Origin of the sequence: Candidatus Pelagibacter giovannonii (genome assembly GCF_012276695.1) — a bacterium.
Classification (GTDB): Bacteria; Pseudomonadota; Alphaproteobacteria; order Pelagibacterales; family Pelagibacteraceae; genus Pelagibacter; species Pelagibacter giovannonii.
Genome location: NZ_CP038852.1, coordinates 499,725 through 521,603 on the forward strand (window position 1 = coordinate 499,725; position 21,879 = coordinate 521,603).

Below are 21,879 nucleotides of genomic sequence, written 5' to 3' on the forward strand. Positions count from 1 at the left end.
AATTAATACCTTCCAAACAAACCTTGTGGTCTAAAAATTACAACTAATAGATAAATTGCAAAAACATATAAAAGTTTAAATGATGGATCTATCAGCAAACCACCTAATGATTCAACTAAGCCAATAATAATTCCTGCATACAAGCACCCAATAATACTTCCAAAGCCTCCTAATGCCACTGCAACAAATGCAAATAGTGCAAAATTTATTCCAACGTCAGTAAAGATAAAAAAATAATTAGCCATCATTCCTCCAGCAACACCAACACAACCAAGTCCTATTGCCCAACCAATAGCAAACATTTTATCAGATGGTATGCCTAAAATTTCAGCAGCATGCCTGTCTTGTGCTGTTGCCTGCAAAGCTAAACCAGTTTCAGTTCTTGTTACGAATAGATAAAGAAGAATAAAAGCAACCAAACAAATCAAACTAGCAACTAGCTGAGGTTGTCCAATAAACATACCTGAAATTTCTAATCTTCCTTCTAAAAATGGTTTATCAATATTTCTAAAATCTGGTGTCCACAAAAACTGTGCAATTGATCTAATGAATATTGATAATCCAAATGTTGCACAAATCTGAATTAACATTTTGGCCTTCAATATATATCTAATCAAAAAATAATGAGTTAGCACTCCACAAAAAGCCATTAATAAAATTGTAATTGGGATTGAAAAAATTGGATCTAATCCAAATAAAGACCATAACCAAAATGATGAAAACATCGATAACATCAAATGTTCACCATGAGCAAAATTTACTATATCCATTAATCCAAAAATTAAACTTAACCCAGCAGCAATTAATGCATAAATTAAACCCATCATTAATCCTGTCACTACTGCTTGTAAAATTATTTCAGTTGTCATTTATTTTTAGTAAATTTCTACTGTTGATTGAATAGTAAGTCATTGAATTGATATCACATATAGTATTAGATTATATTTTTAAAAAAAACAAATATGAGGGAAAATAAATGAAAAAATTAATACTTTCAGTATTTACTTTTTTATCATTAGTTTGTGCGCCTACAATTAGTGCTGCAGAAAATGTTAAAATTGGAGTACTTTATCCATTAACTGGGCCTGTTGCTCAGGTTGGAAAAGATGCCGTAGCAGCAGTTCAAACTGCTTTAGATATTATAAATAACAGCCACGATATTCCTGGTATGCCTTTAGCAAAAGATGCTGGCCTAAAAGGTTTAGGTGGTGGAAAAATTTCAATTGTTGTTGGTGATCATGGTGGAAAACCAGATATTGGAGTTGGTGAAACAGAGAAAATGTTAAACTCTGATAAAGTTCATGCAATGTTTGGTGCTTACTACTCATCTGTAACAGGTGCAGCAAGTCAGGTATCTGAAAGAGCTGGTATACCTTGGGTTAATGGTGAGTCGACTTCACCAAAATTAACTACAAGAGGATTTAAATATTTCTTTAGAGTGACACCACATGATGGTGAGTTTACTCAATTGATGTTTGAATTTATGGACGATTTTAACACTAAGAATGGTAATAAGTTAAAGACACTTGGAATTGTTCATGAAGATACTCTTTGGGGAGCTGATAGTGGTGGAACTCAAAATAAAATGGCTAAAGAAAAGGGATATAAAGTTGTTGAAAAAATTAGTTATAAAGCAAAAACAACCTCTTTAAGTTCTGAAGTACAAAGATTAAAAGCAAAAAACCCAGATGTTTTATTGCCATCTTCTTATACAGCTGATGCTTACTTGTTTTTAAATACAGCTAAAGAACTAGATTATAATCCTAAACTTTTAGTTGCACAAAATGCTGGCTATACTGATCCAAAATTTATAGCTACCATGGGAAGCAAAGCTGAAGGAGTGATTACAAGATCTCCTTTCAACACTGACTTAGCAACTACAATTCCAATGATTGGAACTGTAAATGAACTATTTAAGACACATTCTGGTGGAAGAGATTTATCAGATGTACCTGCTAGAGCATTTACTGGTTTTATGGCATTAGCTAATGCAATTAATAATGCTGGATCGACAGACCCAGAAAAAATTAGACAAGCATTGGTAGATTTGGATATGTCATCTGACTCTCTTATTGTTCCATACAGAGGCATTAAATTTGGTGCTGATGGTCAAAATGAAAAAACAAGAGGTATTTTGATGCAAGTACAAAATGGAAAATACTGTACAGTTTATCCATTTGAACTAGCTGCGTGTAAATTGCAGTACCCGATGCCAACTTGGTCTCAAAAATAATTTAGACTAATACTATTAAAGGCGATCATTACATGGTCGCCTTTTTTTATTTATTAAATACTTTTTCTTGAATTATAATATTTATTTAATACTATAAAAAAATCTTGATTGAAGAATTCATAATTTTAACCCAAATCATCTTTATAGATATCATCTTAGCTGCTGATAATGCTATTATTATTGGATTAATTGCTGCTAACTTTGTACCAAAGAATAGAAAACAAATAATTCTCTGGGGTGTTGCTGGTGCTTTAGTCTTTAAGATTATTTTTGCACTTTTTGCCACTTACCTATTTGAATTTTATTATATTAAAATTTTAGGTGGGCTACTTCTAATTTGGATTGTTAATGATTTAAGGAAAGATTTAGTTGAAATGAAGAATAAGATTAAATCACCAGTAAAAAAATCAACAGAGCCTTCATTTGTAAAAAGTATTTATAAGGTTTTATTTGCAGATATTACGATAAGCTTTGATAACGTTATTGGAGTGGTTGGTGCTGCAAAAGGTTATTTTGGTTTCATGATATTTGGTCTTGTTTTATCAGTAGTATTAACAGGGGCATTAGCCACTTATTTAGCAAATTATATTCAAAAACACTTATGGATAGCCTATGTGGGGCTAGGCTTTATCTTAATTGTGGCACTACAATTAATAATTGGTGGATTAAATGATTATGGTGTTTTGTCAATTAACGAGACCTTTAAACAATATTTTTAATCTAATATGAATGTTTCTTAGTAGGAAACTTTCTTTTAAGTACGTCTTTCTTAAACTTTAGCGTAGCGTCATTTATTTGTTTTTCAATATTTGCATATTTTTTTACAAATCTTGCTTTAATTTTATTTAATCCCATCAAATCATCTGTAACTAAAACTTGCCCATCACAGTGGACTGATGCTCCAATACCGATTGTAGGAATTTTAATAGTTTTTGTAATTTCTTTTGCTAGAGAACTTTCGATACACTCTAAAACAATTGAAAATACACCAGCTTCTTCTAAGAGCTTGGAATCTCTTAAAATAGTTTTTCTTTCTTTTGTTTCTTTTCCTTTAAACTTAAAATTTATTGCAGACTGTGGAAGAAGACCAAGATGACCCATTACTGGAATTTTGTTCTTAGTTAAAGTTTTGATTATTTGAACAAATTTTTTACCACCTTCGAGCTTAACAGCATCACACTTCGTTTTTGAGATTATTTTTTTTGCATTTCTTAAAGCTTCTCTTGGGGTTCGGTAAGTATTATGAGGCATGTCTACTACCATAAGGCTTTTTTTAACACCCATCCTTACACTTTTAGAATGCTCAATCATCATATCTAATGTCACTTTTTTTGTAGAAGAAAAATTATAAAGTACAGAGCCAAGGGAGTCGCCTACCAAGACAAGGTCACAATGTTTATCTATAATAGATGCAATATTTTTAGAGTAAGCAGTAAGGCTTATAATTTTAGATTTATTTTTTCTTTTAATAAAGTTAATAATCTTACTATTCATTTTTTACCAAATACCATTATTTTTCATTGATGCCCACGGTTCTTTAATTTCTAAATTTCCTTCTTGTAAGATTTCTATAGAAATATTATCAGGGGATCTTACAAATGCCATATGGCCATCTCTAGGTGGTCTATTAATTGTATAGCCCATATCTTTAAGTCTCTCACACGTTTGATAGATATTTTCGACACGGTATGCCAAATGACCAAAATTACGAGATCCATCACCAAGCTTGTCGCCATCCCAATTATAAGTTAGTTCTAGTTCAGCCTTTTCATCACCAGGTGCTGCTAAAAAAATTAAAGTAAACCTCCCTTGTTCACTCTCCATTCTTCTAGTTTCGATTAAACCTAGTCCCTTGCAGTAAAAATCTAATGATTTTTCTACATCTGAGATCCTAATCATAGTGTGTAAATATTTCATAATATCTTGTACTCTATAATAAAATATTATTCTAATTCAATGGTACTAGGAGGTTTTGAGGTAACATCATAAACTACTCTATTAATTCCCCTAATATTGTTGATAATTTGATTAGAAATTGATTGCATAAAACCTTTAGGAAAATCAAAAAAATCAGCAGTCATTCCATCTTCGGATGTAATTGCTCTTAGCAGACAAATATGTTCATAAGTACGATTATCTCCCATAACACCCACAGTTTTGACTGGTAGTAATGCAGCATAAGCTTGCCAAATTTTATCGTATAATCCATGATCTCTTAAAGCCTTAGTAAAATAGAAATCTGCTTCTTTTAAAATTTTAATTTTTTCATTTGTTATAATGCCAGGCATTCTTATTGCTAGTCCAGGACCTGGGAATGGGTGTCTCGAGATTAGATCATTGGATAGATTAAGTTCCAACCCTAATTTTCTAACTTCATCTTTAAATAAGAATTTAAGAGGTTCTACTAATTTTAATTTCATTCTTTTTGGAAGGCCACCTACATTATGATGTGATTTTATTTTTGAAGTTTGACTGCCTGTCACAGATTTACTTTCAATTAGGTCAGGGTAAAGAGTACCTTGTGCAAGATAGTGAACATTTTTAATTTTTTTTGCATATCGCTCAAATATTTTAATAAATAAATTTCCAATAATTTTTCGCTTTTTTTCTGGATCAGATACATTTGTTAATTTTCTAATAAATTCTTTTTCTGCATTTACGTAAATTAAATTTATTTTTAATCTTTTTTTAAATGTATTAACAACTTGTGTTTCTTCATTTTTTCTCAATAGGCCATTATTAACAAAAATGCATGTTAAGTTTTTTCCAATTGCTTTACTTAACAATTGCGCAACCACGCTACTATCAACACCACCCGACAATCCACAAATTACTTTGTTATTACCTATTTGTTGTTTAATTTCATTAATTAATTTTAATTTTTGATCTTTTGAAGACCAGTTTTTTTTGGTTTTGCATATAAGGAAAACAAAATTACGTAATAAGATTTTTCCTTTATTAGTGTGTGTTACTTCAGGATGAAATTGTACTCCATAAAAATTGTCTTTAATATTTTCAATTATTGTTAATTTAGAATTTTTGCTTGATGCTATAACATTAAAATTTTTTGGCATTTTTGATACTTGGTCAGCATGGCTCATCCAAACATTACTTGTCTTATCTTTATTAAAAAAATTTTTGGTTAAAATACTATTTGATACTTTTTTTATAGTAGCAAGGCCAAATTCTCTATGTTTTGATTTTTTTACTTTACCACCTAATAACTTTGATAATACCTGGTGTCCAAAACATATACCTAGGATTGGAACCCCTAGCTTTAAAATTTTTTTTTCAAATTTAAATTTGTCATTTTCATAAACATTAAGAGGACCGCCAGAAAGAATTACTCCAGCTATATTTTCTTTTATAATTTGGGTTATTTTTATTTTTTTATGACTAACAATTTCTGAAAAAACGCCCAGTTCTCTAACTCTTCTTGCAATTAATTGTGTAAATTGGGAACCAAAATCAATTATTAAAATTTTACTTAAATTATTACTAAGACTCATTTTTAGGTTCCAAATTCTTTAAGGATTCTAAAATAGAATTTTTTTTATCACATAATTTATTACAAATTTTAGAAAAATTATCTGCTAATTCTTTTACTTTAGAGTAATTAGATCTTTTTAACTCTATTTTCATAAGCATATAGTTTGCCTCTTCATTTTTTGGATCTAATAAAAGCACAGTATCAATATTTTTTTTTTCTTCTTTTCTATTCTCTTCAAAATTATAAATTTTTGCTAAATATAAATATGAATTTTGATCCTTAGGGTTAAAAACAATACTTCTTTGAAACAAAAATTTAGACTCTTCGTATTTCCGTTCATCATATTTATTTTTTCCTTTTTCAAAAAAATTATTTTCTGCTAAAGAGTGACTTCCAAGATTTAAAAGCATAAATAGCATAATTGTTAATTTGTTTATTTTTTTCATTAATATTTACTTTCATTTTTTACTTGATCAACATTATGAACCATGCTTTCATAAAAACCTGCTTTTGTTATTTTTACAAAATTAGGTTTATTTTTAAGATTTGGAACTTTTTTCGCACCTAGATAACCCATGGATGATTTTAAACCTCCAATTAATTTATAAATTATACTTTTAACATTTCCTTTATATTTCACAAAACCTTCTACTCCTTCTGGAACATATTTAGATATATCTTTTTGTTTAGTTTGAAAATATCTATCAGCTGAGCCTTTATTCATTGCTCCAACAGAACCCATACCTCTAAAACTTTTAAATAATTTTCCATTTTTCTTAATTAGTTTTCCAGGTGTTTCAAAGCTTCCTGCAAACAAAGATCCAATCATTATCGCATCAGCACCTGCCGACAATGCCTTAGCTAAATCACCTGAATATTTAATTCCACCATCTGAAATTATCTTTACTTTATTATTTTTAACACCTTTTTTAACAGCAAGTATCGCACTTAACTGTGGAACGCCAATACCTGCAACTAGTCTAGTTGTACAAATTGACCCTGGTCCAATCCCAACTTTAATAATATCTACTCCTAACTTTATTAAAAATTTTGCAGCTTCTGCAGTTGCAATATTTCCAGCACATAGTGTTGTTTTGTTTGTTTTCAATTTTTTTATTACTTTAATAATTTCTGCAACTTTTTTGCTATGTCCATGAGCTGTATCAACAACAATTAAATCAACTTTTTCTTTTAAAATAGCTTCTGCTCTTTTAAGTTCTAAAGGACCTGCTCCAACTGCAGCACCAACTAATAAGTTTAATTTTTTTACTATTTTAATCTCGTCAATTTGTTTTTTAATATCAAGGTTTCTGTGAATTACACCAATACCTCCAGCTTTAGCCATTGCTATTGCCATTTTACTTTCAGTAACGGTATCCATAGCAGAGGATAATAAAGGTATTTTTAGTGTTAAATTCGATGATAATTTTGTGCTGGTATCAACTTCAGAAGGTAGAACTTCTGAGTATTTTGGTGCCATTGTGACATCATCAAAGGTAAGTGCTTCTTTTATAGGATCCATAATGATTTATATATGATTCCTTTCAAAAAAAAAGTCCCTATCTTAAAATTTTACAAATAATAAAACTTTCCTTAGATTCTTTTCTACTAGACTTAGGTTTAAAAACCTTCACTTCTTTGAATAATTTTTTGCCTAAGGCAACAATTTCATTAAATGATGAGCCTAAAAAAATCTTAGAGACAAATCGCCCTTCTTTGACCAACATTTCTTTAGAGAAATTCATAGCTTCCATTGCAAGTTCCCCTGTATAAATTGCATCTATATCTTTTATACCCGTTGTATTAACAGCCATATCAGACACAACAACATCAACTTTTGATTTGAATAAGTCTTTTATTTTTTCTTGAGAATCTAAATCAGTGAAATCACCTTTGATTTGAATTGTATTCTCAATTTCTTCCATACCCTTTATGTCAATTGAAACCAATCTTCCACTTTTTACTGTTCTTGAAATATATTGAGACCAGCTACCTGGTGATGCTCCTAAATCTATTACCGATATTCCATTTTTAAATATCTTAAATTTTTCATCTATTTCTATTAATTTGTATGCTGATCTAGCTCGATAACCATCTACTTGAGATTGCCTAACATAAATATCTCTTTTTTGTTTATTAATCCAATTTTTAGAAATTCTATTTTTTTTCAATTAAAGACCAAATCTTAAACTTTTTGTTAAAATTTTATTTTCTAAAGTTTTTATGTTTATCTTTACTTTTTTATCTAATCTCATATCTTTATCTCCATCCCAAATTCCTGAAGCAAGATGTATTATGCCTAATTTATGATTAGGTAGGTAAGGTTCCACAAAACTTTTTTCTTGTTCATTAAATTTTGGTAAAAGATTGCTAACTAACCAGTTACAATTATGTGGCAAGAACTCTGTTTCTAAATCATCAATATAAACTGACATATTGATAGCTAATTGCTCTGATCCAAAAATATTTCCAGCTTTTAATGTCTGTTCTAAATTTTTTTGCCATGTAATCCATCCAGCTGAATTTTTTTCTAAAGAAAAAACACCAATATTAATGTGTGGAGCAAAAGCAAGCTTACGCGCTTTGTTTATTCCAATTTTTGATTTTATTGCATGTTTAAAATTTTGAGATTTAATTATTGCTAATTGTCCAAATATCCAATTAACTTTAGACATTATTTTATATCCAGGTGTAAAAGTTTGAGTAATTCCTAATTTTCCATTTTCACAAGCTTTAAAATAAAGTTCTACTGAATTCCAATCCCCTACCCAAGCGTCACAATCAATCCATAAGAATTTTTCATAATTAGGAAAATATTTTGGTAAAAAAGCTCTAGATACTTGACTCTTTAACCACTCTCTTCCTTTTACCTTAAATGCTGGAACATCAATATCCCATTCGGCTGATTTAATTTCATCAACTTTTTTGGATAATATTTCTATTTGTTGTTCAGACAAACCAGCATCTAAAATGCAGATTGCAGTATCTTTGCTTTTTTCAAAACTCTTAATAGAATCAACTAATTCATTAAGCAATTCAAAGTAATTTGAGTCTGCCAGAGATACAATTACATTTTTTTTCATTTATAATATGTCTTCAAAATCATCATTATCATGATTTTCACCACTTAAAATTTTTTGTTTATAAATTTTTTGATAACTGAAGTATCCAAATGGAATTAAACAAATATAGATTAATCCACAAATAACCAAAACTTTAAATGTATATATTAACAAAAGTCCAAAAAATAACACAACACCAAATAATGCAAAAATTGTCATACGACGTGGTATGGAAATCTTTTTAAAAGCAAATGTTGGAATTTTACTGATCAATAAGAATGAAATCAAAATAAAGAATGTTGGTACTACTATATTGTAGTTAATCTTTATTAAATTTATCTCACTTAGACTTAGTATTAATGGCATCAATACCAAAATTCCACCTGCTGGAGATGGTACTCCTTCAAAATAATTATCTTTCCATGATGGCTCTGAGTTTGAGCTTACATTAAATCTTGCTAGTCTAAGAGCTACACAAACTACAAAAATCATTGTAAGCAACCAACCAAATTTACCTAAATTATTTAAAGACCAAAAATACATTATAAATGCAGGTGCTACACCAAAACTAATTAAATCTGCCAATGAGTCTAATTCTTTTCCAACCAAAGAAGTTCCCTTCAACATTCTTGCAACTCTACCATCTAACGCATCAAAAATTGCTGCAAATATAATAGCTATAATAGATAGTCCAAATTTTTCATCTAATGCAAATTTAATAGAACTTAACCCAATACATACATTTATTAATGTCAGTGCATTAGGTAAAAGCATTCGAGCTTTTTTGTCTGATACAATTTTAAAATTATTTTTAGGTTGTTCCATAAGCTATCTTTTAGCTAATAGTGTTTCACCAGCAATTGTCTTTTGTCCTACTTTAACTAACGTTTGATAATTTTTAAAATAAACATCAGCCCTACTTCCAAATCTTATCATTCCAATTCTTTCGCCTTGTTGCAATTGTTGATCCTTTGAAGACTCACAAACTATTCTTCTGGCAATTAAACCTGCAATCTGAACAACAATAACTTCTTCTCCATGGTTATTCGTTATCTTGTAATAATTTCTTTCATTGTCTTCACTTGCTTTATCAAGTGATGCATTTAAAAATTTTCCTGGTTTATAAAGTATTTCTGAAATTTTACCTTCACACGGTGTTCTGTTAACGTGACAATCAAATACATTCATAAAAATACTTATCTTAGTGAATTTTTTATCCTCTAAACCTAGCTCTTTTGGTCCATCTACTTCATGAACCATTAAAACTTCACCATCTGCTGGACTTGTTAAATAATTTTCATCGTTTATTGAAATTCGTTCAGGATCTCTAAAAAAATAATAAATCCATATCGATAACACTAAACCGATTAATCCTAGAAAAGTGCTAAAGAAGTACAAAAAAATTGTTATAATAATAGATATAGCTAAAAATTTGTATCCTTCAGAATGAATTTTTGAAAAAATTTTCTCTAACATAAGCTTATATTTGATAATTTTTTATTAATATGTATATAAAGCACTAAATTACAATTACTAATATAAATTATTCAAATATGGCTAAAATTAAGGTTAAAAATCCAGTTGCTGAACTCGATGGCGATGAAATGACAAGAATAATATGGGAGTTTATTAAAAGTAAACTTATTCTTCCATATTTAGACTTGGGTATTGAATATTTTGATCTAGGTATGAAAAGTCGAGATAATTCTAATGATCAGATAACAATTGATTCGGCCACTGCAATTAAAAAAATTGGTGTTGGTATCAAGTGTGCAACAATAACACCAGATGAAGCCCGTGTTGAAGAATTTGATTTAAAAAAGATGTGGAGATCTCCCAATGGAACTATAAGAAATATTATTGGAGGAACTGTCTTTAGAGAGCCAATAGTTTGTAAAAATATTCCTAAATTAGTACCTTCATGGACAGACCCAGTTATTATTGGAAGACATGCGTTTGGAGACCAGTATCGAGCAACAGATTTTAAGGTTCCTGGAAAAGGTAAAATGGAAGTTAAATGGACAGCTGAAGATGGTAGCCAAGAAATAAAATATGAAGTTTTTAACTTTCCTGGACCAGGTATAGCTTTATCAATGTACAATTTAGATAAATCAATAGAAGACTTTGCAAGGTCTTGTTTTGGCTATGGTTTAATTAAAGAATGGCCCGTTTATTTATCAACAAAAAATACAATCCTAAAACAATATGATGGCCGTTTTAAAGATATTTTTCAAAAAATATTTAATGAAGAGTTTAAAGAAAAATTTGAAAAATTAAAAATTACTTATGAACACAGACTAATTGATGACATGGTAGCATGTGCAATGAAATGGAGTGGTAAGTATATTTGGGCTTGTAAAAATTATGATGGTGATGTTCAATCTGATACCATGGCACAAGGATATGGTTCTTTAGGCTTAATGACTAGTGTTCTATTAACTCCAAATGGAAAAGTAATGGAGGCTGAGGCAGCCCATGGAACTGTAACTAGACATTTTAGAATGCATCAACAAGGCAAAGAAACCTCTACAAATCCAATTGCATCTATATTTGCTTGGACAAGAGGCCTTGCACATAGAGGAAAATTGGATGGAAACAAAGAACTAATTAATTTTTCGAAAACTTTAGAGAAAGTTTGTATTGATTGTGTTGAAAATGGTTCAATGACTAAAGATTTAGCAATTTTAATTGGTCCTTCAAGTAAGTATTTAACTACTAATGGTTTCTTAGATGAGTTAGATGGACAGCTTAAGAAAAAGCTTAACTAATTAATTTTTTAATATTTTCAAAAGACTGTTCAATTTTCTCAGGTAATGTTCCTCCTGCTTGGGCAAAGTCAGCTCTTCCACCTCCACCTTTACCACCAATAACTTCTGAACCAGCTCTAACAATTTTTACAGCATCAAACTTGCCTTCTAATGTTTTAGTAACACCTACAGCTAATCCAACTTTATTATCATTAATTGCATAAATTATAACTAATCCTTCACCAATTTCTTTTTTACCTTCATCAATTAGCTTACGCAGATCTTTAAATGGTAAATCTATAATATTTTGAAATCTAACTTGAAATCCATTAATAACTTGATCTTTGATTTTATTTTTTTCTTTATTTTTTAATATTGAACTAACTAAAAGTTGATCGAATTGTTTACTAAGGTCTTTTATCAAGGTTGCTTGATCCTTGTTTTGAACATTAGGTTTTCCTCCTAATTTAATAATCTTTTTCTCTAATTCTTTTATAACTGCCTCATTTTTTTGATCAGACAAATTAGATTGGTTTTCTTTTTCTTTTAAAAAATTAATTAACTGTGTATCTCTTAATGCTTCAATTCTTCTTACACCTGCTGCAATAGATGATTGGCTTATAATCTTAAATTTTCCAATATCAGCTGTGTTTACAACATGCGTTCCTCCACATAATTCAGTTGAGAAAAATTTACCTTCTTCATCTCCCATTGACAAAACTCTCACTTCATCGCCATATTTCTCTCCAAATAAAGCTAAGGCACCATTTTCAACAGCTTCTTTAGGTGTCATTATTCTTGTTTTAACCTCTGATTTTTTTTGAATTATAGAGTTAACATAATGTTCAATTTTTCTCATCTCTTCTTCTGAGATAGGCTTCATGTGACTAAAATCAAATCTTAATCGATCAGATTGAACTAAAGATCCTTTTTGAGTTACATGCTCACCCAAAACTCTTCTTAATGCTTCGTGTAATAAATGAGTAGCAGAATGGTAAGCTCTAATATTATTTCTTCTCTGTGTATCTATTTTTAATTCAACACTGTCTTTTATTTTAACTGAACCTTTTTTAACTTTTCCGTAATGAGCAAATAAATCTCCTAGTTTTTTTTGAACATCTGATACTTCAAATTCAAAACTTTCATTAGTAATTGTTCCTATATCTGCAACTTGTCCTCCAGACTCACCATAAAAAGGTGTTTGATTTGTAAATATAATTCCTTCATCGTTTTCTTGAATATCCTGGACCTCTTTATTATTTTTAAGAATTAAAGTAATGACCCCTTCTGCTTTGTCTGTGGAGTATCCTAAAAAATCAGTTGCTCCTAGACGATCTTTTATATTAAACCATATTTGATCTACTGAAATATCTCCTGATCCTTTCCAGTTTTTTTTTGCTAATTCTTTGCTTTCTTCCATTAATAAATCAAACTTTTTTCCATCAACAGTCAATGATTTATTTTTTAAAATATCTTCAGTTAAATCTAATGGAAAACCAAATGTATCATAAAGTTTAAACGCCACTTCACCAGGTAATATTTTTTTCACTCTCTCTAACTCTTCATTTAAAATTTTTATTCCTCTATCCAGTAAAATCAAAAACTTTTCTTCTTCTGTTTTTAATGTTTCTTTTATTAAAGATTGTGCTCTTTCTAACTCAGGATAATTGTTAGACATTTCTTCTAGAAGCGTTTTAAAAATATTATAGAAGACTGGTTTTTTAGATCCTAGTAAATGTGAGTGTCTCATTCCACGTCTCATAATTCTTCTTAGAACATAACCTCTTCCTTCATTAGAAGGTAAAACTCCTTCTGCTAATAAAAATGAACTTGCTCGTAAATGATCTGCTATTACTCTGAAGCTAGATTGATTAACCTCATCTACTTTTACGTTTAATGTGTCAGATGCAGATAGTATTAGTTTTTTAAAATGATCTGTTTCGTAGTTATCGTGTGTTCCCTGTAATAGTGCGGCTATTCTCTCAAGACCCATACCCGTATCCACAGATGGTTTTGGTAAATTTATCCTCTTATCTTTTGAAACTTGCTCATATTGCATGAATACTAAATTCCATATTTCTATAAACCGGTTACCATCTTCATTTTTAGTGCCAGGTAAACCACCCTCTAGATGATCGCCATGATCATAAAATATTTCAGAACATGGTCCACAAGGCCCTGTGTCACCCATAGACCAAAAGTTATCTGACGTTGCTATCTTGATTATTCTATCATCGCTAAAACCAGCTATTTTCTTCCAAAAGTTAAATGCTTCTTCATCGTCATGATAAACTGTTACATAGAGGCGATTTTTATCAATTCCAAACACTTTAGTTATTAAATTCCATGCGTAATTAATTGATTCTTCTTTAAAATAATCTCCAAATGAAAAATTTCCAAGCATTTCAAAAAATGTATGGTGTCTTGGTGTATAGCCTACATTTTCAAGGTCGTTATGTTTACCACCTGCCCTTACACATTTTTGCGAAGTTGTTGCTCTTACATAGTCTCTTTTTTCTAAACCGGTGAATACATTTTTAAATTGTACCATTCCTGAATTTGCAAACATTAATGTTGGATCATTATTTGGAACTAAATTACTAGATTCAACTACTCTATGATCATTTTTTTCAAAATAATCTAAAAAAGTTGTTCTGATTTGATTTAGCGTTTTGTCAGCCATATAATTAAAATACAGCTTTTTTATTTGATGTCTAGATAAGTGTAGGGAAAAAAGGCGCTTAATTTAAGCGCCTTTTAATAATTAAAGATGACTTTAACTAATTCTTTTTAGATGGAGGTGTTACTTCTTCTTTTATTTCTAGTTTAGGCTCCTCTATTTGATCTTTTGCTGCTTTTTCTGGATCTAGTGGATTACCTTCAATTTTTTTTGCTATCACTCCAGCCTTTTCTCTAATTGCCATTTCAATTTCTGCTGCAATTTTAGGATTTTGCTCTAAATAAGTTTTAGCATTTTCTCTTCCTTGGCCAATTTTTTCACCTTTATAAGCATACCAAGCTCCAGCTTTTTCAACAATGTCAGCTTTTGCACCAAGGTCAACTAATTCACCTACTTTACTAATACCTTTGCCATACATTAGGTCAAATTCAACAACTTTAAAAGGTGGTGCTACTTTATTTTTAACCACTTTAACTCTTGTTGAGTTGCCAATAATTTCATCTCCATTTTTAATCGCACCAATTCTTCTAATATCTAATCTAACAGATGAATAGAACTTAAGTGCATTTCCACCAGATGTAGTCTCTGGACTTCCAAACATAACTCCGATTTTCATTCTAATTTGGTTAATAAAAATCATCATTGTGTTCGTGCTTGAGATTGAGCCTGTTAGTTTTCTTAAAGCCTGGCTCATTAATCTTGATTGAAGTCCTACGTGGTGATCTCCCATTTCTCCTTCAATTTCAGCTCTAGGTGTTAGTGCTGCAACAGAGTCAATTACGATAACAGAAATCGATCCTGATTTAACTAAAGTATCAGCTATTTCTAGAGCTTGTTCACCAGTATCAGGTTGTGAAATTAGTAATTCTTCAGTGTCTACACCAAGTTTTTTTGCATAAATTGGATCTAAGGCATGCTCTGCATCTATAAATGCACAAATTCCTCCAGCTTTTTGGGCTTCCGCTAATACTTGCAATGCTAAGGTTGTTTTACCAGATGATTCTGGTCCATAGACTTCAATAACTCTTCCTTTTGGTAAGCCACCTATTCCAAGCGCTACATCTAAACTTAATGATCCAGTTGAAACAGACTCGACGTCCATTGCTCTTCTTTGTCCAAGTTTCATTACCGATCCTTTTCCAAAATTATCGATAATTTGGCTCATTGCTGCGTCCAAAGCTTTATTTTTTTCGTTGCCTTCTGTTTGTTGCGCTTTTGTAGATTTAACTACTTTTAGGTTGTTTTTAGTCATTTTATGCCTTTTTTATTAAATAATTAGTGTTCGAATCGTGTGTTAAATGTACACATTTTGTTCTTATTTTCAATAGTTATTTTTTTTATAATAAAATGGCTTAATTACTGTATTTTTAGGTAATTACTATTCAACAAACCAATGGCTTGAAGAAGTTTAAATTGTGAAAGTAAATAATTTCTTTCAGAATTTGCTAGGCTTATTTTTGAATTTAATAAAATTGAGTTTGACTGAATAACATCAAGTGTAGATCTTCCAAGACCTGTTTCATATTCAACTGTTATTCCTTCGTTTGCTGTTTCTGCAGCTTTAACTTGCGCGGTAACTGAATTCAATAAACTTTTTGATACTTGAAAGCTTGACCATGCACTTGCAATATTTGCATCATTTGTTTTTAAAGCATTATCTAATAATAATTTTTTTCTATTTTTCAAATTTTTACTTTTATTTAATGAGGCAGTATTTTTTCCACCATTAAAAATTGGCCATGAAATAGTTGCTTTTAATATTTCTTTATCACGCTCTCCAATACTTGAGCTTACATTGTCTGATTTTGAGCTATTAAAGGATAAAGATGCAGACGGTGATAGATCAGATCTAGCTATAGTTACATCTTGTTCAGATTGTTCATACTCTAACCTTGAAATAATTAAATTTGGGTTAGTTGTTTTTGAAATTTCAATTGCCTCTTTTAAATCTTTTGGTAATTCAAAAGTTAAATCTGAATTCTTGCTTAAAGTATTAGTATTTACAATTGGGCCTATAATTTTTTCATAGGTTAGCTTAGCTGTAATTGTTTCATTTTTTGCTTGTAAAAATTGTGCTTGTGCACCTGCAAGTGAAGACTCGGATTGTGCTAAATCAGATATAGTAATTTGACCTCTTTCTAATCTTGCTTGATTGGTCTCAACTTGTCTCTTTAATAGATTAACGTTATCTTGATTAATTTTAAGTTTTTCATCAGAAAAAATTAAACCTGAATAAGCTTCAATAGCTTGGTACAAAATTTCCTGTTCTGTTTTTAAAAGTTTTGCCTCAGCTAAAGTTAATCCAATTTTACTTTTTTCCATGCTGGCTATACCTGCAAATCCTTGAAATAATTTTTGCTCAATATTTATTGATTGAGTTTTTGGATCGACATCAGTAAAAGATGAATTAGCACCTGCTCCATCAGTCAGCTTATCTGTATTTTCTTGGCTCTTAGATCCTGACAGTGTCACACTTGGTAAAAATTCACTTCTTGATATGTTTACATCTTCTCTAGAAACTTGAATATTTTCACGTTCTGCATTTAATACTGGGTTTTCATTGTACGCTTGCAACAATGCTTTTGATAAAGGTACTGAAAAAGCTTTTTCATTAAAAAGAATAATAGCTAAGAATATTAATATTATTTTTTTCATTATTTTTTAAATTTTATCTTTTCGATCTGATGATTACTATTTAAATTTATTATAACTGATGAGTTTTTTATCGCATCTTTAAACATTTGTTGAGTAATTCTTTGATAAGTCTGCATAAAGTTTATTACATCTCCACTGCTCATAATCTTTAGGTTTTTCTTGTTTTTAGTTTGAACCCAAAGCTTTCTCTCCTGTTTTAATCTCCATTCTCTTAATAAGTTAAAGTTTTTAGCTTTTAGATACAGTAATCCATCTAATTGCTTGAATAAGGTTTTGTATTTAGTTTTTAATTGATTGTTAACATGGGTTCTCCATTTGGTTCCTTGATCATAAACTTTTTCAAGTGAGTTAATTGGTTTTTTAAGCTGGCTACTTGACTGGGCTCTTGCTCCAACACACCAACCTTCAAAAATGACCACATCAGGCTTTGTTTTAATTTTATACCATAAACTCTTTTGGCACCTATCATCTAGTGCTTTATTAAATGTTGGAATTTGTAAACTCTTAAAGTTTTTATCTTTAATCTGTTTAAAAAAATTTAACATTAAATCTACATCGTGAGTTCCTGGTACTCCTCTCGTCATTAATAAAGGGTGTTTATTTTTAGACAATAATGTTCTGTCTTTTCTTGTTTTATAAAAATCATCAATAGAAACTTTAAAAACATTTAACTTAAAATATTTTTTTAAGATTAAAGTTAAAATAGATGAAATGGTTGTTTTGCCAGATCCCTGTCCTCCTGCCAAACCAATCATTAATGGTTTTTTTTTATTAATCTTTTTTACTATCCAAAAGCTTATAGGAATTAAAAAAGATTTAATCATCTTATCTTTATTTTTAAATTTATCTTTCTTAGTTTCTTGAGAAGAAATAAATTTAAAACAATCTTTTTTTACTTTGTTGAAACAATCATTAACTGCTTGCATAAGAAATTACTTATTATCTAGAGGATGATTTTGCCCATCGTTGACTGCAACATTTTCTAATTCAAACGTATTTATTTCATCTATGCATCCAAGGTTAAATCCTGTCATAGCTGGATTGGCTCTTGGATTATGATGCGTATAAATTCCGCAGTCCGAGCAAAAATAGTGTTTTGCAATTTTTGAATGAAATTGATAAAGTTTTAATTTATCTTCACCTTTAATTATTTTAAAATCTTCGTTCTTAACCATAGACATTATTGCTCCTTTTCTTTTACAAATAGAACAATTACATTTTAAAACTTTTTCTAAATTATCAGGCACGTTTATTTCTGCTTCTACTTCTCCACAGTGACATGTTAGTTTTTTCATTTATATTTCTCCTTTATTTTTTATATTAATTTCAAACATTGCTTCATTTCTTCTGTTCATAGGTAGTGTGAAAGGCCCATCATAAGTTGCTTTAATGGGTACACTCAAAATAGATATGTCATCTTTTTTTAATTCATTTTCTAAAATGCTTTTATGTTTAGTAAAATTTTTATCAGAAGCCCTTCCTGAGTATCTAATAACCGCATAATAACCGCCTTTAATATTTAATATTTTAATATCTGGATTAGACGGGCTCGGTATGTTTTTTTTATTAAACTTTGAAGGTAAATAAAATTGCATAGTCATATTTCCTTTTTTTTCCATTTGAGTAACTGGTGTTGTCATCTTAATCTCTTCATTTTTATCATTGTTGCCTGATATGTAGTTAAATAATTTTCTAAAACTACTGCCTTCATTTGATATTGATGTTTCAATAACTAAACGATCAGAATATTTTCTGATTTCATAAATGTTATTTTTTTTCACTACTTTATAATTTGCTTCTTCATAAGACATACTGTTAGAAGTTATAATTAAGCCAAGAAACACAATTGATAGAAATTTTTTCATTTTAATATGAGGCTTAAACTATCTCTGGTTGAAGTTATCCACAAGAGCACAAAATGTAGTTTCAATGTTCACGTTTTGATTCACCTTTGATTCATTTACAGACTCAAAATGCAACCTATTGCGTGTACTATATAACTAGTCTATAAATTAGAACAAACCAAGAACATGAAATTAACTATTCCCTTTTATTTACATAAAGCTGGAGCTGGCTTCCCCTCTCCTGCAACAGATTATATCGAAGAGGATGTAGATCTTAATGTTCACTTAATTAAAAATGTTCCAGCTACTTTTATTATTAGAGTTCAAGGAAAATCAATGACCGATGTTGGTATTTATGATGGTGACTTATTAGTTATTGATAGAAGCTTAAAACCTAAAAATTTTTCAACAGTGGTTGCAAATGTTCACGATGAGTTAGTTGTTAAAAGTTTTGTTAAATCAAAAGATGGTCAATTTTTAACATCAGGTTCAAAAAATATTGAAGATAAAATAATTATTAGTGATGAAATGGAAGTATTTATTTGGGGGGTTGTGACTTATGTCATCCATTCAACGTACTAAGAAGATAGCATTAGTTGATTGTAATTCATTTTATGTTTCTTGTGAAAGATTATTCAATCCTAAAATTAGAAATAAGCCAGTTGTCGTATTGTCTAATAATGATGGCTGCATTATTGCGAGATCAAATCAAGCAAAGTCTCTTGGTATTAAAATGGGCGAGCCTTACTTTAAAGCTAAAGAAATAATACTTAAAAATAAAGTTTATGTATTTTCTTCAAATTATTCTTTATATGGAGATTTATCTAGAAGAGTGATGAGAACTTTAAAAAGATTTAATCCTGAGTTAGAAATATATTCAGTAGATGAGGCCTTTTTAGATTTGAGTAATTATCCAGATGATGAAATAGAGGATGTGGGAAAAGAAATTAGAAGCATTGTTTTACAATGGACAGGAATTCCAACTAGCATTGGTATTGCTAAAACAAAAACGCTAAGCAAAATTGCAAATCATATAGCAAAGAAAAAACAATCTGGTGTTACAAACTTAATAGGAATTGAAAATATTGATCCACTATTAGAAAAAATAGATATCAACGATGTGTGGGGAGTTGGTAAACAGATGACAAAATTTTATCATCAAAATGGAATTTATAATGCTAAGCAATTAAAAAATATGTCAAACACTTGGATTAAAAAAAGTTCTAATGTTTTAAGTTCTAGGACGGCATTAGAGCTTAGAGGTATTCCTTGTATTCCATTAGAAACTAAAACTTCAAAAAGAAAAAGTTGTGTAGTATCAAGATCATTTGGTACTAGGGTTGAAAAATTTCAAGAATTGCAAGAAGCTGTTGCAAGTTACTGTTTAAATGCTTCAGAAAAAATTAGATCAGAATCTTTAATTGCAAAATCAATAACCGTATCTGTTAGAACAAGTCCTTTTCAAAATAGAGGGGTGTATTATTCAAATGCTAAAACTATAGATTTTCCAATAGCTACCAATAATAGTATTGAAATAGTTAAAACTGCTTTGATTGCATTAAATGAAATCTTTATTAATGGATACAGATATCAAAAAGCAGGAATAACATTAACTGGTTTAGTTAGTTCAAATGGCAGTAAAAATCTATTTTCCACTGAAAAAGATGAGAAAATTAAAGATTTAATGAGATCTATTGATAGCACAAATTATAGGTATGGACGATCAACATTAAGTTTAGCTAGTGCAGGAATAAATAAAAAATGGAATATGAGAAGAGACCATTCTTCAAAGATAGATACAGCTGACTTTCATTCGCTACCAATAATAAAGGCTATTTAAGTTGATCTACACTGCTAATATTTTCTAAAGAGTTTTCAAATTCTTTAATATTTTCTCTCTGAGAAAGTATAATTACTGAAATCATCATAATAATAACTCCTATAAAAGGCAATAATGTAATCAATGATAGATTACCGGCAACTAAAAATAAGTAAGCAATTAAAAAAAATATAGATCTGATCAATAGTGTCATTTTAAAAACAGCTATAATTGATAGTGAGTGTTTTAATAAGTTAATAAAACTCATTTTCGATGGACCGAAAAATCTTTTACCTCTTATTGATGGAATAAATTTTCTATCTTTAAATAGTTTAGCAACAGCACCTGAAAAACTACTCCATGTTGCTTTATCTTTTATCATTTTATTAACTGCATGCTTAGGTAAGCAAATAAAATTGCCAAACTTAATAGACTGTCCAGTGAAAATAAAAGTTAAATATTTGTGTAAAAAGTAGCAAAGTTTAAAGAAAAAACTTTCAGATCTTTTTACTCTATTAGCTGTAATAACTTTATCAGGATGGTCATTTATCTTATTAATAAGAAGAGTTATTTCTTCTGATCTATCTTCACCATCTCCATCCATTGGAATTATATAATCATAATCTTCATGCTCAGCAATATATCTTAAGCCAGACGCATTACATCTAGCATGTCCCATATTTATTTTCATGTTGATTATTTTTATAGACTTAAGGTTATTGAAATTAAAATCATTGGTAGGTTTTTCTTCCGTAGAGCAATCATTTACAATTATAATTGAGAATTCATGCTTTAAATCATTAACTTCTAAATCTATATCTTCTAAAAGTTTAAAAGCTGACTTCCAATCATTATATATGGGGATTAGAATTTTTATTTTGCTCATCTATTTCCTATACAAATATTATCAATGCAAATAAATTTCGACAATGACTTAAGCTTATCTTTTGTAATCAATCCTTCCCAAACTGGTCTAGAATTTAGGTGATATGATAAATTTCCAGCATGCCATTCATCACCAAGGACAACATTAATTGGCAATGTATAATTTTGCTTCCATAAGTATTCAGTTTTAATTGCTATTTCTTTACCTAAATAATCTGTTCTTTTATCTGTTTCAGTAATTGAAATATAGGCATAAGCAAAAGGTGAAAAAATAAATAAAATCAAAAATGTTGATATAAACCCATTTAACTTTTTAAGATTTATTTGAGCTTGAAAAATGTAGACAATTAATACGCCAAAAAATAAATAAAATGGGGTCATCCACATTGTTCTTATTTTAGACCCTGTTAACATGGAAGTTAAAAACATTAATCCAATTGGAATTAGATTAATAAATATTAAGA

The 21,879-nt window shown here is 29.6% G+C and carries 23 protein-coding genes; 5 read left to right on the plus strand and 18 right to left on the minus strand.

All coding sequences use genetic code 11. The features are described from left to right. Positions 1 to 2 precede the first annotated feature (2 nt). Positions 3 to 869, minus strand: a complete 867-nt coding sequence (locus E5R92_RS02820) for a branched-chain amino acid ABC transporter permease (RefSeq protein ID WP_168606594.1) — start codon at positions 867 to 869, stop codon at positions 3 to 5. Positions 870 to 976: 107 nt separating this feature from the next. Between E5R92_RS02820 and E5R92_RS02825 the strand changes: the two genes are divergently transcribed. After that, entirely contained in the window at positions 977 to 2,233 is a 1,257-nt protein-coding gene (locus tag E5R92_RS02825; RefSeq protein ID WP_168606595.1) for an ABC transporter substrate-binding protein, read from the plus strand. Between the two features lie 104 nt (positions 2,234 to 2,337). Next, entirely contained in the window at positions 2,338 to 2,952 is a 615-nt protein-coding gene (locus E5R92_RS02830) for a YjbE family putative metal transport protein (RefSeq protein WP_168606596.1), read from the plus strand. A 1-nt stretch (position 2,953) separates the two neighbouring features. Here the strand turns inward: E5R92_RS02830 and panB are convergent, their stop codons facing one another. Genes panB through E5R92_RS02875 form a run of 9 tightly spaced genes read right to left on the minus strand, consistent with a single transcriptional unit; the run spans position 2,954 to position 10,261 of the window. Further along, entirely contained in the window at positions 2,954 to 3,727 is a 774-nt protein-coding gene (panB, locus tag E5R92_RS02835) for a 3-methyl-2-oxobutanoate hydroxymethyltransferase (protein ID WP_168606597.1), read from the minus strand. A gap of 3 nt (positions 3,728 to 3,730) precedes the next feature. After that, entirely contained in the window at positions 3,731 to 4,150 is a 420-nt protein-coding gene (locus tag E5R92_RS02840) for a VOC family protein (protein WP_168606598.1), read from the minus strand. A 26-nt stretch (positions 4,151 to 4,176) separates the two neighbouring features. Further along, a complete protein-coding gene (gene guaA, locus E5R92_RS02845) occupies positions 4,177 to 5,742 on the minus strand; it encodes a glutamine-hydrolyzing GMP synthase (protein ID WP_168606599.1) in 1,566 nt (521 codons plus the stop codon). Next, positions 5,732 to 6,169, minus strand: coding sequence for a tetratricopeptide repeat protein (locus E5R92_RS02850; protein WP_168606600.1), 438 nt, complete (start codon positions 6,167 to 6,169; stop codon positions 5,732 to 5,734). The genes guaA and E5R92_RS02850 overlap by 11 nt, the downstream gene beginning before the upstream one ends. Then, complete coding sequence (gene guaB / locus E5R92_RS02855; RefSeq protein WP_168606601.1) at positions 6,169 to 7,245, minus strand: IMP dehydrogenase; 1,077 nt, start codon at positions 7,243 to 7,245, stop codon at positions 6,169 to 6,171. The genes E5R92_RS02850 and guaB overlap by 1 nt, the downstream gene beginning before the upstream one ends. Before the next feature lie 37 nt (positions 7,246 to 7,282). Further along, complete coding sequence (locus tag E5R92_RS02860) at positions 7,283 to 7,894, minus strand: RlmE family RNA methyltransferase (protein WP_168606602.1); 612 nt, start codon at positions 7,892 to 7,894, stop codon at positions 7,283 to 7,285. Next, entirely contained in the window at positions 7,895 to 8,806 is a 912-nt protein-coding gene (locus E5R92_RS02865) for a glycosyltransferase (RefSeq protein WP_168606603.1), read from the minus strand. Continuing rightward, positions 8,807 to 9,610 (minus strand): CDP-diacylglycerol--serine O-phosphatidyltransferase, encoded by an 804-nt coding sequence (gene pssA / locus E5R92_RS02870; protein ID WP_168606604.1) that lies wholly within the window; start codon positions 9,608 to 9,610, stop codon positions 8,807 to 8,809. A 3-nt stretch (positions 9,611 to 9,613) separates the two neighbouring features. After that, entirely contained in the window at positions 9,614 to 10,261 is a 648-nt protein-coding gene (locus E5R92_RS02875) for a phosphatidylserine decarboxylase (protein ID WP_168606605.1), read from the minus strand. A gap of 77 nt (positions 10,262 to 10,338) precedes the next feature. Between E5R92_RS02875 and E5R92_RS02880 the strand changes: the two genes are divergently transcribed. Then, positions 10,339 to 11,553: an NADP-dependent isocitrate dehydrogenase gene (locus E5R92_RS02880; RefSeq protein WP_168606606.1), complete on the plus strand. Its 1,215-nt coding sequence runs from the start codon at positions 10,339 to 10,341 to the stop codon at positions 11,551 to 11,553. On the opposite strand, the gene alaS is transcribed toward E5R92_RS02880, so the two are convergent. From alaS to E5R92_RS02910, 6 genes are all read right to left on the minus strand, one after another. Further along, positions 11,546 to 14,215 carry an alanine--tRNA ligase gene (alaS, locus tag E5R92_RS02885; RefSeq protein WP_168606607.1) on the minus strand — a complete coding sequence of 890 codons (2,670 nt, stop codon included), beginning with the start codon at positions 14,213 to 14,215 and terminating at the stop codon, positions 11,546 to 11,548. The genes E5R92_RS02880 and alaS overlap by 8 nt on opposite strands. 97 nt (positions 14,216 to 14,312) lie before the next feature. Next, positions 14,313 to 15,464 carry a recombinase RecA gene (gene recA / locus E5R92_RS02890; protein WP_168606608.1) on the minus strand — a complete coding sequence of 384 codons (1,152 nt, stop codon included), beginning with the start codon at positions 15,462 to 15,464 and terminating at the stop codon, positions 14,313 to 14,315. 104 nt (positions 15,465 to 15,568) lie between these two features. Then, entirely contained in the window at positions 15,569 to 16,867 is a 1,299-nt protein-coding gene (locus E5R92_RS02895; RefSeq protein ID WP_168606609.1) for a TolC family outer membrane protein, read from the minus strand. Continuing rightward, on the minus strand, positions 16,867 to 17,793 hold the full coding sequence (locus tag E5R92_RS02900) for a uridine kinase (protein WP_168606610.1): 927 nt from the start codon (positions 17,791 to 17,793) through the stop codon (positions 16,867 to 16,869). The genes E5R92_RS02895 and E5R92_RS02900 overlap by 1 nt, the downstream gene beginning before the upstream one ends. Before the next feature lie 6 nt (positions 17,794 to 17,799). After that, positions 17,800 to 18,162: a GFA family protein gene (locus tag E5R92_RS02905; protein WP_168606611.1), complete on the minus strand. Its 363-nt coding sequence runs from the start codon at positions 18,160 to 18,162 to the stop codon at positions 17,800 to 17,802. After that, on the minus strand, positions 18,163 to 18,732 hold the full coding sequence (locus tag E5R92_RS02910; protein ID WP_168606612.1) for an SOUL family heme-binding protein: 570 nt from the start codon (positions 18,730 to 18,732) through the stop codon (positions 18,163 to 18,165). A 165-nt stretch (positions 18,733 to 18,897) separates the two neighbouring features. On the opposite strand from E5R92_RS02910, the gene E5R92_RS02915 reads away from it, so the two are divergent. Both E5R92_RS02915 and E5R92_RS02920 read left to right on the plus strand, forming a co-directional pair. Continuing rightward, positions 18,898 to 19,293, plus strand: a complete 396-nt coding sequence (locus E5R92_RS02915) for a LexA family protein (protein ID WP_168606613.1) — start codon at positions 18,898 to 18,900, stop codon at positions 19,291 to 19,293. Continuing rightward, positions 19,271 to 20,551, plus strand: coding sequence for a Y-family DNA polymerase (locus E5R92_RS02920; RefSeq protein WP_168606614.1), 1,281 nt, complete (start codon positions 19,271 to 19,273; stop codon positions 20,549 to 20,551). Before E5R92_RS02915 ends, E5R92_RS02920 begins: the two co-directional genes overlap by 23 nt. Here E5R92_RS02920 and E5R92_RS02925 read toward each other — a convergent pair. Together E5R92_RS02925 and E5R92_RS07460 are read right to left on the minus strand one after the other, a co-directional pair. Next, entirely contained in the window at positions 20,544 to 21,416 is an 873-nt protein-coding gene (locus E5R92_RS02925) for a glycosyltransferase family 2 protein (RefSeq protein ID WP_168606615.1), read from the minus strand. The genes E5R92_RS02920 and E5R92_RS02925 overlap by 8 nt on opposite strands. Next, on the minus strand, positions 21,413 to 21,844 hold the full coding sequence (locus tag E5R92_RS07460; RefSeq protein ID WP_229704561.1) for a hypothetical protein: 432 nt from the start codon (positions 21,842 to 21,844) through the stop codon (positions 21,413 to 21,415). Before E5R92_RS07460 ends, E5R92_RS02925 begins: the two co-directional genes overlap by 4 nt. Positions 21,845 to 21,879 lie beyond the last annotated feature (35 nt).